The sequence below is a fragment of the Serratia sp. Nf2 genome (genome assembly GCF_003028435.1).
In the GTDB taxonomy this organism is placed as follows: Bacteria; Pseudomonadota; Gammaproteobacteria; order Enterobacterales; family Enterobacteriaceae; genus Serratia; species Serratia marcescens_L.
Window position 1 is genome coordinate 274,998 of record NZ_PYTW01000007.1, and the last position, 13,365, is coordinate 288,362.

At 55.0% G+C, this 13,365-nt stretch carries 14 protein-coding genes; all 14 read right to left on the bottom strand.

What is annotated here, in order from left to right; translation table 11 throughout:
* Positions 1 to 52: 52 nt before the first annotated feature.
* Entirely contained in the window at positions 53 to 1,426 is a 1,374-nt protein-coding gene (glmU, locus tag C9411_RS17190) for a bifunctional UDP-N-acetylglucosamine diphosphorylase/glucosamine-1-phosphate N-acetyltransferase GlmU (protein WP_063989183.1), read from the bottom strand.
* A 290-nt stretch (positions 1,427 to 1,716) separates the two neighbouring features.
* Entirely contained in the window at positions 1,717 to 2,136 is a 420-nt protein-coding gene (locus C9411_RS17195; RefSeq protein ID WP_004933814.1) for a F0F1 ATP synthase subunit epsilon, read from the bottom strand.
* Positions 2,137 to 2,156: 20 nt separating this feature from the next.
* Entirely contained in the window at positions 2,157 to 3,539 is a 1,383-nt protein-coding gene (gene atpD / locus C9411_RS17200) for a F0F1 ATP synthase subunit beta (RefSeq protein WP_004933813.1), read from the bottom strand.
* Between the two features lie 32 nt (positions 3,540 to 3,571).
* Complete coding sequence (gene atpG / locus C9411_RS17205; protein ID WP_004933811.1) at positions 3,572 to 4,435, bottom strand: F0F1 ATP synthase subunit gamma; 864 nt, start codon at positions 4,433 to 4,435, stop codon at positions 3,572 to 3,574.
* 59 nt (positions 4,436 to 4,494) lie between these two features.
* Positions 4,495 to 6,036 (bottom strand): F0F1 ATP synthase subunit alpha, encoded by a 1,542-nt coding sequence (gene atpA, locus C9411_RS17210; RefSeq protein WP_004933808.1) that lies wholly within the window; start codon positions 6,034 to 6,036, stop codon positions 4,495 to 4,497.
* 12 nt (positions 6,037 to 6,048) lie between these two features.
* Entirely contained in the window at positions 6,049 to 6,582 is a 534-nt protein-coding gene (atpH, locus tag C9411_RS17215) for a F0F1 ATP synthase subunit delta (RefSeq protein WP_025304741.1), read from the bottom strand.
* 14 nt (positions 6,583 to 6,596) lie between these two features.
* Entirely contained in the window at positions 6,597 to 7,067 is a 471-nt protein-coding gene (gene atpF, locus C9411_RS17220) for a F0F1 ATP synthase subunit B (protein ID WP_004933804.1), read from the bottom strand.
* Between the two features lie 57 nt (positions 7,068 to 7,124).
* Positions 7,125 to 7,364, bottom strand: coding sequence for a F0F1 ATP synthase subunit C (atpE, locus tag C9411_RS17225; protein ID WP_004093904.1), 240 nt, complete (start codon positions 7,362 to 7,364; stop codon positions 7,125 to 7,127).
* A 49-nt stretch (positions 7,365 to 7,413) separates the two neighbouring features.
* A complete protein-coding gene (gene atpB / locus C9411_RS17230) occupies positions 7,414 to 8,193 on the bottom strand; it encodes a F0F1 ATP synthase subunit A (protein ID WP_025160299.1) in 780 nt (259 codons plus the stop codon).
* A 22-nt stretch (positions 8,194 to 8,215) separates the two neighbouring features.
* Positions 8,216 to 8,599, bottom strand: a complete 384-nt coding sequence (atpI, locus tag C9411_RS17235; RefSeq protein ID WP_004933796.1) for a F0F1 ATP synthase subunit I — start codon at positions 8,597 to 8,599, stop codon at positions 8,216 to 8,218.
* A gap of 639 nt (positions 8,600 to 9,238) precedes the next feature.
* The gene (rsmG, locus tag C9411_RS17240) at positions 9,239 to 9,859 is read right to left on the bottom strand and encodes a 16S rRNA (guanine(527)-N(7))-methyltransferase RsmG (RefSeq protein ID WP_015379471.1); all 621 of its coding nucleotides are present in this window, start codon (positions 9,857 to 9,859) and stop codon (positions 9,239 to 9,241) included.
* Positions 9,860 to 9,997: 138 nt separating this feature from the next.
* On the bottom strand, positions 9,998 to 11,887 hold the full coding sequence (gene mnmG, locus C9411_RS17245; protein WP_033631384.1) for a tRNA uridine-5-carboxymethylaminomethyl(34) synthesis enzyme MnmG: 1,890 nt from the start codon (positions 11,885 to 11,887) through the stop codon (positions 9,998 to 10,000).
* Between the two features lie 380 nt (positions 11,888 to 12,267).
* The gene (gene mioC, locus C9411_RS17250; protein WP_107227542.1) at positions 12,268 to 12,708 is read right to left on the bottom strand and encodes an FMN-binding protein MioC; all 441 of its coding nucleotides are present in this window, start codon (positions 12,706 to 12,708) and stop codon (positions 12,268 to 12,270) included.
* Positions 12,709 to 12,808: 100 nt separating this feature from the next.
* Positions 12,809 to 13,270: a transcriptional regulator AsnC gene (gene asnC, locus C9411_RS17255; RefSeq protein WP_004933786.1), complete on the bottom strand. Its 462-nt coding sequence runs from the start codon at positions 13,268 to 13,270 to the stop codon at positions 12,809 to 12,811.
* Positions 13,271 to 13,365 lie beyond the last annotated feature (95 nt).

The following is a 13,365-nucleotide window of genomic DNA, read 5'->3' on the forward strand; positions in this document are numbered from 1 at the left end:
GGGTTATTATGTTTTGTATTGGGCTCGTGAACGGAGCCCAACGCAAAACACACTATGACTTCTTCTTCACCGGACGTTGCCAGCCCTGAATGTGCACCTGCTTGACGCGGCTCAGCACCAATTCGTTCTCGGCGATATCGCGCGTCACCGTGGTGCCGGCGGCGATGGTGGAGCCTTTGCCGACTGACACCGGCGCCACCAGCTGAGTATCGGAACCGACGAATACGCCGTCGCCGATCAGCGTCTTGTGCTTGTTGGCGCCATCGTAGTTGCAGGTGATGGTGCCGGCGCCGATATTCACGTCATCGCCGATTTCGGCATCGCCCAGGTAGCTGAGGTGGCCGGCCTTGGAGCCTTTGCCCAGACGCGCTTTTTTCATTTCCACGAAGTTGCCGACGTGGGCCCCTGCCGCCAGCTCCGCGCCTGGGCGCAGGCGGGCGAACGGCCCCACGGTGCAGTCGGCCTCCAGCACGCTGTCTTCCAGCACGCTGTAAGGGCTGATCTCGCAGTCATCGCCAATCACGCAGTTTTTCAGCACGCAGCCGGCGCCGATTTTCACTCGGTCGCCCAGCTTGACGTGACCTTCGATAATCACATTCGCATCAATAGTGATGTCGCGGCCGTGAACAAGTTCCCCGCGCAGATCGAAACGCGCCGGATCCAGCAACATCACGCCGGCCAACAACAGCTTTTCAGACTGTTCCGACTGGAAGACGCGCTCCAGGGTCGCCAGCTGCAGGCGGTTGTTTACGCCTTCCACTTCACTCAGGCGCGACGGGTGCACAGCCTCGATTTTTTTGCCGTCGGCATGGGCCAACGCAATGATATCGGTGATGTAAAACTCGCCCTGTGCGTTGTCGTTATTCAACATCCCCAGCCAGCGCTTCAGATCGCGCCCGTTCGCCACCAGGATGCCGGTATTGATTTCGTTAATCTGGCGCTGCGCCTCGCTGGCATCCTTGTGTTCGACGATGCCCACCACGTTGCCCTGCTCGCGCACGATACGGCCGTAACCGCTCGGATCGTCCAACTTGACCGTCAGCAGACCAATGCCGCCCTGCGGCTTGGCCGCCAGCAGGCGTTGCAACGTATCTACGGAGATCAACGGCACGTCGCCGTATAACATCAGCACGTCTTCATCGTCGGCAAAGTGCGGCGCAGCCTGCTGCATTGCATGACCGGTACCCAGTTGCTCGGCCTGCAGCACCCAGTTCAGCGCGCCGTCAGTCAGCGTGCTTTTCAACAAATCGCCGCCGTGGCCGTATACCAGGTGAACATGTTGCGCGCCCAGTTTCATCGCGGCATCAATGACGTGCTGCACCATCGGCTTGCCGGCCAAAGGATGCAACACTTTGGGAAGATCGGAATACATGCGCGTACCCTTGCCTGCGGCGAGGATGACCACGCTCATTGCGCTGTTCGACATAAGCAACCTGATAACTCCATTTTGATAGACGAAAGTAAAACCGTTTAGCGACGATATTACTACATATTTCTCATCACGAACCCGGCGCAGGCCGCGCGGCTCTTGGCCTGCCGCCACCATGGCCGATTCGGCTTCAGGACGAAAAAACTGTCGGCGTTCGGCGACGTTTCCTTCCCAATATCAGGGGTTATACACCACACCGCCCGCCGGGCTGAAATGCTTATTTTAAAGTAAAAAAAAAGCGACCCTATAGGCCGCTTTCTTAAAGTTGGGTGCAGAACACCCAAACATTACATCGCTTTTCTGGTGAGCTCGATAACGCGCAGTTTTGCGATCGCTTTCGCCAGTTCAGCGGATGCCTGAGCATAGTCGACATCGCCATGAGAGCTGCGAATGTGTTCTTCAGCTTTACGCTTAGCTTCCAACGCTCTCGCTTCGTCGAGGTCAGTACCACGGATAGCAGTGTCCGCCAGCACGGTAACCACGCTCGGCTGCACCTCAAGGATGCCGCCGGACAGGTAGATGAACTCTTCTTCACCGTGCTGCTTAACAATACGCACCATGCCAGGCTTGATGGCAGTCAGCAGCGGCGCATGGCCAGGGAAGATCCCCAGTTCACCTTCGCTGCCTGTCACCTGGATCTTCTGCACCAGGCCGGAAAACATCTGTTTTTCCGCGCTGACTACATCCAGATGGTAAGTCATAGCCATATCACCCTCCTCTCAAGGCGTTACAGTTTCTTGGCTTTTTCCACTGCTTCTTCAATGGTGCCAACCATGTAGAACGCCTGCTCCGGCAGGTGGTCATAGTCGCCGTCCATAATGCCTTTGAAACCACGGATGGTGTCTTTCAGCGATACGAACTTGCCCGGAGAACCGGTGAAGACTTCTGCCACGAAGAACGGCTGAGACAGGAAACGTTGGATCTTACGCGCACGGGATACGACCAGTTTGTCTTCTTCAGACAGCTCGTCCATACCCAGGATCGCGATGATATCTTTCAGTTCCTGGTAGCGTTGCAGAATGGACTGCACGCCACGCGCTACGTCGTAGTGCTCCTGGCCAACAACCAGCGGATCCAGCTGACGGCTGGTGGAATCCAGCGGGTCAACGGCCGGGTAGATACCCAGAGAAGCGATGTTACGGCTCAGTACCACGGTTGCGTCCAAGTGCGCAAAGGTGGTGGCTGGTGACGGGTCAGTCAAGTCATCCGCAGGAACGTAAACGGCCTGTACGGAAGTGATGGAACCGGTCTTGGTCGAGGTGATACGTTCTTGCAGAACGCCCATCTCTTCCGCCAGCGTTGGCTGATAACCTACCGCGGATGGCATACGGCCCAGAAGTGCGGACACTTCGGTACCGGCCAGGGTGTAACGGTAGATGTTGTCAACGAACAGCAGAACGTCACGGCCTTCGTCACGGAATTTCTCCGCCATGGTCAGACCGGTCAGCGCAACGCGCAGACGGTTACCTGGTGGCTCGTTCATCTGGCCGTAAACCAGGGATACTTTGTCCAGAACGTTGGAGTCGGTCATTTCGTGGTAGAAGTCGTTACCCTCACGAGTACGCTCGCCCACACCCGCAAACACGGAATAACCGGAGTGCTCGATCGCGATGTTACGGATCAGCTCCATCATGTTTACGGTTTTACCTACGCCCGCACCGCCGAACAGACCGACTTTACCGCCCTTGGCGAACGGACAAATCAGGTCCATTACCTTGATACCGGTTTCCAGCAGTTCCTGGGAGCTGGACAGCTCTTCGTAGCTCGGCGCCGCGCGGTGAATCGCCCAACGCTCTTCTTCGCCGATGTCGCCTTTCATGTCGATCGGTTGACCCAATACGTTCATGATACGGCCCAGGGTAGCTTTACCCACCGGCACTTCAATCGGGTGGTCCAGGTTGTTCACTTTCAGACCGCGACGCAGACCGTCGGAGGTCCCCATTGCGATACAGCGAACCACGCCACCGCCCAGCTGTTGCTGAACTTCCAACACCAGTTTTTCGGTGCCGTTTTCTACCTCAAGGGCGTCGTACACTTTTGGTACGGCATCCTGAGGGAACTCGACGTCCACCACGGCGCCGATTACCTGGATAATCTTTCCAGTAGCCATCTTGAATCCTCTACGTAATTCGTAAACCTAGCTTAAACCGCGGAGGCTCCCGAAACGATCTCGGTGAGTTCCTGAGTGATGCTGGCCTGACGCGCCTTGTTGTATACCAACTGCAGCTCTTTGATCAGGCTACCGCCGTTATCGGTTGCGGCTTTCATCGCGACCATTCGTGCGGCCTGCTCGCTGGCCAGGTTTTCCACGACGCCCTGATAAACCTGCGACTCCACATAGCGGCGCAGCAAGGTATCAAGCAGCACTTTTGGATCGGGTTCATACAGGTAATCCCAAGGCGTTTTCTTCAGCTCTTCGTCATCGGCTGGCGGTAACGGCAGCAGCTGAAGCACCTGCGGCTCTTGGGACATCGTATTAACAAATTTGTTGCTGACAATGTACAGCTTGTCCAAACGACCTTCGTCGTAGGCCTGCAGCATCACTTTCACCGGCCCGATAAGATCCGACAGGGAAGGTTTGTCCCCCATGCCGGTCACTTGGGCAACCACGTTGCCGCCCACGGAGCCAAAGAAAGAGGCCGCTTTAGAGCCAATCAGCGCCAAATCGGTTTCGACGCCTTTTTCGGACCAGGCTTTCATCTCCGCCAGCAGCTTTTTGAACAGGTTGATGTTCAAGCCGCCGCAGAGACCACGGTCAGTAGACACCACCAGATACCCAACGCGCTTAACGTCACGCTCATCCAGGTACGGGTGCTTGTACTCCAGATTCCCTAACGCAAGGTGACCAATCACTTTGCGCATGGTCTCTGCATAAGGACGGCTGGCCGCCATGCGATCCTGCGATTTACGCATTTTGGAGGCGGCGACCATTTCCATCGCTTTAGTGATCTTTTGCGTGTTTTGCACGCTAGCGATCTTACTACGTATCTCTTTTGCGCCGGCCATCTCTGCTTCTCCTCAGTGCCAGACGGCCTGCTGTCTTTCAACAGCAGGACCGTTCGGCGTTACCAGGACTGGGTTTTCTTGAAGGTCTCGAGGATGTCTTTCAACTTGCCCTCGATCTCGTCATTGAAGTTGCCAGTTTGGTTGATGTGGTTCAGCAGCTCGGCGTGCTCGCGGTCCGCATAGGCGACCAGCGCGGCTTCGAAGCTCACCACTTTGGCGACTTCGACGTCGTTCAGGTAACCGCGTTCTGCGGCAAACAGCACCAGAGACTGTTGTGCGACCGACATCGGCGCATACTGTTTCTGTTTCAGCAGCTCGGTCACTTTCTGACCGTGGCTCAGCTGTTTGCGGGTCGCGTCGTCCAGATCGGAGGCGAACTGGGAGAACGCAGCCAGTTCACGATACTGCGCCAGCGCGGTACGGATACCACCGGACAGTTTCTTCATGATCTTGGTCTGCGCGGCGCCACCAACACGGGATACGGAGATACCCGGGTTAACTGCCGGACGAATACCGGAGTTGAACAGGTTGGATTCCAGGAAGATCTGACCATCGGTAATCGAGATTACGTTGGTCGGAACGAACGCGGAAACGTCACCCGCCTGGGTTTCAATGATCGGCAGTGCGGTCAGTGAACCAGTTTGGCCTTTAACTTCACCTTTGGTGAAGGCTTCAACGTATTCGGCGTTAACGCGCGCTGCACGCTCCAGCAAACGGGAGTGCAGGTAGAATACGTCGCCTGGGTAAGCTTCACGACCTGGCGGACGACGAAGCAGCAGGGAAATCTGGCGGTAAGCAACGGCCTGTTTGGACAAGTCATCGTACACGATCAGCGCATCTTCACCGCGGTCACGGAAGTATTCGCCCATTGCGCAACCGGCGTATGGTGCCAGGTATTGCAGTGCAGCGGATTCGGAAGCGGTCGCCACCACCACGATGGTGTTGGCCAGTGCGCCGTGCTCTTCCAGTTTGCGCACCACGTTAGCGATGGTGGACGCTTTCTGGCCGATAGCCACGTAAACGCATTTGATGCCGGAGTCGCGTTGGTTGATGATCGCATCGATCGCCAGCGCGGTTTTACCGGTCTGACGGTCACCGATCACCAGCTCACGCTGGCCACGGCCGATTGGAATCATGGCGTCAACGGATTTGTAGCCAGTCTGAACCGGCTGATCAACGGACTGACGCTCGATAACGCCTGGCGCGATAGCTTCTACCGGAGAGAAACCGTCGTTCTCAATCGGGCCTTTGCCGTCGATTGGCGCGCCCAGGGTGTTAACTACGCGGCCCAGCAGACCACGACCGACTGGAACTTCCAGGATACGGCCGGTACATTTAACCTTCATGCCTTCGGCCAGATCCGCGTACGGACCCATAACCACGGCACCGACGGAGTCGCGCTCCAGGTTCAATGCGATTGCGTAACGGTTGCCTGGCAGCGCGATCATTTCGCCCTGCATAACTTCGGCCAAGCCGTGTACGCGGATGATCCCGTCGCTGACGGAAACGATAGTACCTTCATTGTGAGCTTCGCTCACTACATTGAACTGAGCAATGCGCTGCTTGATCAGTTCGCTGATTTCGGTGGAATTCAGTTGCATGCTCCAGTCCCCTTAAGACTGCAAGACGTCTGTCAGGCGTTCAAGACGACCGCGAACGCTGCCATCAATCACCATATCGCCGGCGCGAACAACGATGCCGGCCAGTACAGACTTGTCAATTTTGCAATTCAGCTTAACTTTGCGTGACAGACGTTTTTCCATCGCAGCGGCGATTTTCGCCTGCTGTTCGTCGCTCAGCGCGCTCGCAGAGAGCACTTCGACTTCGACGGTGGATTCCAGCGAGGCGCGCAGTTCGATGAACTGCTGCAGCACGGCAGGAAGAACCAGTAAACGTCCATTTTCGGCCATTACACGGATAAAGTTCTGGCCATGTTCGTCGAGCCGATCGCCACAAACCGCGATGAACGTCTTGGACAGCGTTTCTGGCGCAACTGCGCCAGACAGCAGTTCAGAAATCTGTTCATTGCGAGTGACTTCAGCAGTAAACGCCAGCATTTCCTGCCAGCGCTCTACGCTTTGGTGCTCAACGGCAAAGTCAAAAGCTGCTTTGGCGTAGGGGCGAGCTACAGTTACAAATTCAGACATCAGCCCCTCCCTCCTTACAGTTCAGCGACCAGTTTATCAACGATGTCGCTGTTAGCAGCTTCATCCACGGAACGTTCGATGATCTTCTCGGCGCCGGCAATTGCCAGCATCGCGACTTGCTTACGCAACTCTTCACGAGCGCGCTTACGTTCGGCTTCGATCTCAGCCTGAGCCTGCGCCACGATTTTGTTACGTTCCTGCTCGGCTTCGGCTTTCGCTTCATCCATGATCTGAGCTTTGCGTTTGTTCGCTTGCTCGATGATCACCTGAGCTTCTGCTTTAGCAGTTTTCAGCTGGTCGGTCGCATTGGCTTGCGCTAAGTCCAGATCTTTTTTGGCACGCTCTGCAGAAGCGAGGCCGTCAGCGATTTCTTTCTGACGTTTCTCGATGGCAGCCATGATCGGCGGCCATACGTACTTCATGCAGAACCAGACAAACAGAACGAACGCGATGGCCTGGCCGAGGATTGTTGCGTTAAGATTCACAGCACAATGCCTCTTTAAAAGTTAATAGTTTGGTTACGTCGTAGAGGGTTGCTCTACTTACGCGACGGCGAACATCACGTACAGACCCAGACCTACAGCGATCATCGGGATGGCGTCGACCAGACCCATAACGATAAAGAACTGTGTACGCAGCAGAGGAATCAGGTCAGGCTGACGAGCAGCGCCTTCCAAGAATTTACCACCCAGGATGCCGATACCGATCGCAGCACCGATTGCCGCTAAACCCATCATCACAGCGGCAGCCATGTACAGCAGATCCATACTCAGGTTTTCCATGACAGTCTCCAGTTTGTTTCAGTTTAAAAGTGCAAGTGTTTTAAGAAAATCAGTGCTCTTCAGACGCCATCGACAGATAGACGATCGTCAGAACCATGAAAATAAAGGCTTGAAGCGTAATGATCAGGATGTGGAAGATAGCCCAAGGCAAGCTCAGGACCCACTGTGACCACCACGGCAACAGGCCGGCAATCAGGATGAAGATCAACTCACCCGCATACATGTTGCCGAACAGTCGCAGACCCAGTGAAACAGGTTTGGACAGCAGGCTGACACCTTCAAGAATCAGGTTGATAGGAATGAATACAGGGTGGTTGAACGGCTGCATGGTCAACTCTTTAACGAACCCGCCAACGCCTTTCATTTTGATGCTATAGAACAGAATCAGGATAAACACGCCCAGCGCCATAGACAGCGTGACGTTCACGTCAGCGGTAGGCACGACGCGCAGCGCAGGCAGACCGAGAACGTGGGTGCCGAGATAAGGCAGGAAGTCAACCGGGATAAGGTCCATCAGGTTCATCAGGAACACCCAGACAAACACGGTCAGTGCCAACGGCGCAATCACCTTGCTCTTGCCGTGGTACATGTCGCGCACGCTGCTGTCGACGAAACCGACCACCAGCTCCACGGCGGTTTGCAGTTTACCCGGCACGCCGCTGGTGGCGTTTTTGGCCACTTTACGGAAGATCACCAGGAAGAGCGCCCCGAGGACGACGGAGAAAAACATCGAGTCGAGGTTAATCGACCAAAACCCAGTCCCGACCTGAAGCTGCGTCAGGTGGTGACCGATATACTCCTGTGGAGTCAAGACTTCTCCTGCAGACATGATGCCTCTTACCCTTATTTAGTTAAGTTCGGTAACTGTTAATCACGGCTGGTGCCACTATCTGCACCACTAACACCGCTAAATAGGTCAGGCCAAGCGGTATAAACTCCGCCTTGAACACCCCCAGCGCCACGATCAGCAAAACGATGGTGATCACGACCTTTAGCCCCTCGCCGATGGCGAACGACCAGGCAACCCTACCGGGCGCCGGCGTTTGCGCCTGGTGGCGCAAGGCAAACAGCATAAACATTGCACTCGGCAACCAGGCGGCGAGACCGCCTGCCAGCGCCGAAGCGCTCCATTCCGGGCTTTTCAGCCAGAAAGCAACGCTGATCAGAACAAAAGTCATTAACTGCAAAAACAGCAGTTTGCGTGCGACTTTCCCGCTGTAAAGGGACACAGACATGACGTTTGTTCTCTCCGTACCCCTGAGGGGGTATGCTGAGTGACGTATACAACTGTTTTTGCTGTCCTGAGTCAAGCAGCAAAAAACGAGCAAATTATACGGGGCATACCAACGAATTCAATCGATAAGTAGCGAAAAGGTGAACAATTATTTAAATTTCCCTATTCCAGCCTATTTTCACAAGAAAACGGTCGGAATAATAGGGCGCATTTAATTGTCTGATTATTCCAGCGTTGCGTTTAGAAACGCGAAGCCGATCACAGTAATGTCCCTTCCTGATTTATAGCCGATGGTCAACCAAACCGTCTTTAGCAATTTGAGCGATCAAAAGATTATATAAATCAAAACATTATCAGTTAACTGTTCAAAAACAATCCGTATACTCGATGAAAACCTTTTATTGACAAGCAGCGGGGCAATATTCCAACAGCCAATTAACATTAGCAGCAAACGCCAATCTTTCGCACATGATTGCTAACGTGACTATTTCCAAATGCAATTACCCTATTGTCGCTAATTAGCCGCGCTTTTTGTGTTAATAGGAAGTAAATTAACTAAAAAAAGCGACCAACTAATTAGCCTGCTTATCTTTCTGATTGGTACTGCCTTTAATTCACGCTTGTTTGATCAAAAGCAAACTCAGTTTGCCTTAAGAATCACCAGATGGCGTTCGCCTTCCAGTTCAGGCACCTGCAACCGCACGATAGACTCCAGGCTAACGCCTGCCGGCAGCTGCGTCAGCTCTTCATCCGGGCGCACGCCTTTCAACGCGTAAAAACGCCCCTGCCCTTTCGCCGGCAGGTGATGACACCAGGACAGCATATCCTGCAGCGAAGCGAACGCGCGGCTGATCACGCCATCGAACGGCGGCTCGGCCGGAAAGGCTTCGACGCGGCTCTGCACCGGTTCGATATTGTTCAGACCCAGCTCATGCTGCACCTGGCGCAGGAAACGCACACGCTTGCCCAGGCTGTCGAGCAGCGTGAAATGTGCGTCCGGGCGCACGATCGCCAGCGGAATGCCCGGCAAGCCGGGGCCGGTGCCGACATCGATAAAACGCGAGCCCTGCAGATGCGGGTTGACCACGATGCTGTCGAGGATGTGGCGCACCAGCATTTGCTGCGGATCGCGCACCGACGTGAGGTTATAAGCCTTGTTCCACTTATCCAGCATGCCGACATAGCCCAGCAGCTGCTGTTTCTGCTGATCGGGCAGCTCAATGCCTGCTGCAGCGAGCAGCGAGTCTAATTTTTTTTGCACAACGGATCCTCTGGCAGGCGCTGAACGACCAGCGGATGGTTAGCTGGCGCAATGAGGCGACTATGATAATTCAGGGCGCAAGTGATGTCAGCGGCCGTTTGGCTACGGGATGAACAAACGGCCGCCTGGGTGCGAGATTTATGCGCTGCGGCGCAGCAGTCCCTGCTTTTTCAGCCAAATCAGCAAAATTGAGATCGCCGCCGGCGTAATGCCGGAAATGCGCGAAGCCTGGCCGATGGAGTTCGGTTTGTGATCGTTCAGCTTGGCGATCACTTCGTTCGACAGCCCCGAAACCTGACGGTAATCGAGATCCAACGGCAGCACGGTATTCTCGTTGCGCTGCTGTTTTTCGATCTCTTCCTGCTGGCGAGCGATGTAGCCTTCGTATTTGACCTGGATCTCGACCTGTTCGGCCGCTTGTACGTCGTCCAGCGGCGGCGCGAAGGCGTCGGTGCCGGTCAACTGCGCGTAATCCATCTCAGGGCGGCGCAGCAGCTCTTCGCCGTTCGCTTCACGCGACAACGGCGCTTTCAGCAGCGCATTGACCTGTTCGACGTTCTCGGCGTGCGGGTGCATCCAGATGTCGCGCAGGCGCTGACGTTCGCGTTCGATTCGCTCCAGCTTCTCGCTATAACGCGCCCAACGGACGTCGTCCACCAGGCCCAGTTCACGGCCTTTTTCCGTCAGGCGGAGATCGGCGTTGTCTTCACGCAGCATCAGACGATACTCGGCGCGTGAGGTAAACATGCGGTATGGCTCTTTGGTACCGAGGGTGCTGAGGTCGTCCACCAGCACGCCCAGATAAGCCTGATCGCGACGTGGCGCCCAGCCTTCCTGTTCGTCGGCGAAGCGCCCGGCGTTCAGACCAGCCAGCAGGCCCTGCGCAGCGGCTTCTTCATACCCGGTAGTGCCGTTGATCTGGCCGGCGAAGAACAGCCCCTGAATGAATTTGCTTTCCAGCGTCGGCTTCAAATCGCGCGGATCGAAGAAATCGTACTCAATGGCGTAGCCAGGGCGAATAATACGCGCGTTCTGCATGCCTTCCATCGAACGGACGATCTGCATCTGCACGTCGAACGGCAGGCTGGTGGAGATCCCGTTAGGGTAAATCTCGTTGCTGGTCAGGCCTTCCGGCTCGAGGAAGATCTGGTGCGCATTGCGATCGGCAAAGCGCATGACCTTGTCTTCGATCGACGGGCAATAACGTGGGCCGATCCCTTCGATGATCCCGGCATACATCGGGCTGCGATCGAGGTTATTGCGGATCACGTCATGGGTTTTTTCGTTGGTATGGGTGATGTAGCACGCCATTTGTTCCGGGTGTTGGCTGGCATCGCCCAGGAACGAGAATACCGGCACCGGCGTATCGCCGTGTTGTGGCGCCAGTACGCTGAAATCGATAGTGCGGGCGTCGATGCGCGGCGGTGTACCGGTTTTCAGGCGGTTAACGCGCAGCGGCAGTTCTCGTAAACGCTGCGACAGCGAGATCGAAGGAGGATCCCCGGCGCGGCCGCCGCTGTAATTTTCCAGACCGATATGGATCTTGCCGTCCAGGAAGGTGCCTACGGTCAATACTACCGCCTTGGCGCGGAATTTCAGGCCCATTTGGGTGACAGCGCCGACTACGCGATCGTTTTCGACGATCAGATCCTCAACGGGTTGTTGGAAGATCATCAGGTTGGGCTGGTTCTCCAACGCGGTACGGATCGCCTGGCGATACAGTACGCGATCCGCCTGAGCGCGCGTGGCGCGAACGGCTGGGCCCTTGCTGGCGTTTAGTATCCTAAACTGGATGCCGGCATGGTCGATCGCCGTCGCCATCAGGCCACCGAGTGCATCAATTTCCTTAACCAGATGCCCTTTACCAATACCACCAATCGCCGGATTGCAGGACATCTGTCCCAGCGTATCGATATTGTGTGTCAATAATAAAGTCTGACGTCCCATGCGTGCCGCGGCCATGGCGGCCTCGGTCCCTGCATGGCCACCACCGATGATGATGACGTCAAATTGATCTGGATAAAACATGGAACTGCACCTCGCCGTATTGCGAACGATCGTATTTGCCCTGGGGTGGGGGATTCTACTCAAGTTTAGACGATCGACCAAGTGGTCAGGATCGTCGGTAATTAAAAGAAGATCTTTTTTATTTAAAGATCTCTTTATTAGATCTCTTATTAGGATCGCGATCCTCTGTGGATAAGTGACTATTCACGATGAAGATCAGCAGATTAAGGAGGATCGTTTGCTGTGAATGATCGGTGATCCCGAGGCAGATAAGCTGGGATCTAAAAGGCTTGTTATGCACAGGACAAAAAGCGTACTACGGTTGTTATTGGGATAACTACGGCTTTTACCCTGCTTTTAAGTATAGTTATCCACAATCATTCGCACGATCTTTAGGCGAATTAGAGTAAATTAATCCAGTTTTTTACCCATTCCTCGGCCGGATCCTCGGGAATTTCATGTTCGGTCACGTCGATCTCGAGACGATCGCCGATCCTTTTCGCGCCTCTGGTGATCAACAGATCGTCGATCTGTTTGATCGCACCGCAGAAGGTGTCGTATTCCGAACTGCCCAAACCGACGGCGCCGAACTGCACCTCGGAAAGATCCGGCTGTTGTTCGGCGATCTGCTCCAGCAACGGCTGAAGGTTATCCGGCAGTTCGCCGGCGCCGTGCGTGGAAGAGACCACCAGCCAGCGGCCGGTCAACGGCAACTCATCCAGTTCAGGGCCGTGCAGCATCTCGGTAGAGAAACCCGCGTCTTCCAGCTTTTCAGCCAAATGTTCAGCCACGTATTCGGCGCTGCCAAGCGTACTGCCACTGATCAGAGTAATGTCTGCCATGAACCAACGATCCCAACCTTCTCACTCAAAGTGGCTGCATTGTACGCTGTGAATCGGCTGGGATCTACCTGTGGATAATGTGGGTATGCAATTTGACGGGTTACGGCACGATGGTGCGCATAATGGGGTTCTGCAGCGAGATCAGCGTTTCGGTAGACTGGATCTCGTCGATGGTCTGGATCTTGTTGATAAGTACCTGTTGCAGCGCGTCGATCGATCGGCACATCACCTTAATAAAGACGCTGTAGTGGCCGGTGGTGTAATAGGCTTCCACCACTTCTTCCAGGCTTTCCAGCTTCTTCAGCGCCGAAGGGTAGTCCTTGGCGCTCTTTAATATGATGCCGATAAAGCAGCACACGTCGTAGCCCAACTGTTTGGGGCTGACGTCGATGCGCGCGCCGGTGATGATCCCGGCCTGTTTCATCTTCTCTACCCGCACATGAATGGTGCCGGGGCTGACGGCGAAGTTTTTCGCCAGTTCGGCGTACGGCGTGCGCGCGTTGTCCATCAGGGCGTTGAGGATGCCGCGATCGAGATTATCGATCTGATAAATTTCCGCCATTTAATCCCCCATTAATTAACGATTGTTGAATTCTGTCCGGGTAAAAATGAACGATTAAAAGTGAAAAGGCAATATTGATTAGTGGATATTGAATT

Coding starts and splice junctions, on each gene's coding strand:
- atpB (WP_025160299.1), bottom strand. CDS start 8,193: ATGTCTGCAGGAGAAGTCTTGACTCCACAGGAGTATATCGGTCACCAC.
- atpD (WP_004933813.1), bottom strand. CDS start 3,539: ATGGCTACTGGAAAGATTATCCAGGTAATCGGCGCCGTGGTGGACGTC.
- C9411_RS17195 (WP_004933814.1), bottom strand. CDS start 2,136: ATGGCTATGACTTACCATCTGGATGTAGTCAGCGCGGAAAAACAGATG.
- glmU (WP_063989183.1), bottom strand. CDS start 1,426: ATGTCGAACAGCGCAATGAGCGTGGTCATCCTCGCCGCAGGCAAGGGT.
- mioC (WP_107227542.1), bottom strand. CDS start 12,708: ATGGCAGACATTACTCTGATCAGTGGCAGTACGCTTGGCAGCGCCGAA.
- asnC (WP_004933786.1), bottom strand. CDS start 13,270: ATGGCGGAAATTTATCAGATCGATAATCTCGATCGCGGCATCCTCAAC.
- atpA (WP_004933808.1), bottom strand. CDS start 6,036: ATGCAACTGAATTCCACCGAAATCAGCGAACTGATCAAGCAGCGCATT.
- atpE (WP_004093904.1), bottom strand. CDS start 7,364: ATGGAAAACCTGAGTATGGATCTGCTGTACATGGCTGCCGCTGTGATG.
- atpG (WP_004933811.1), bottom strand. CDS start 4,435: ATGGCCGGCGCAAAAGAGATACGTAGTAAGATCGCTAGCGTGCAAAAC.
- atpI (WP_004933796.1), bottom strand. CDS start 8,599: ATGTCTGTGTCCCTTTACAGCGGGAAAGTCGCACGCAAACTGCTGTTT.
- mnmG (WP_033631384.1), bottom strand. CDS start 11,887: ATGTTTTATCCAGATCAATTTGACGTCATCATCATCGGTGGTGGCCAT.
- atpH (WP_025304741.1), bottom strand. CDS start 6,582: ATGTCTGAATTTGTAACTGTAGCTCGCCCCTACGCCAAAGCAGCTTTT.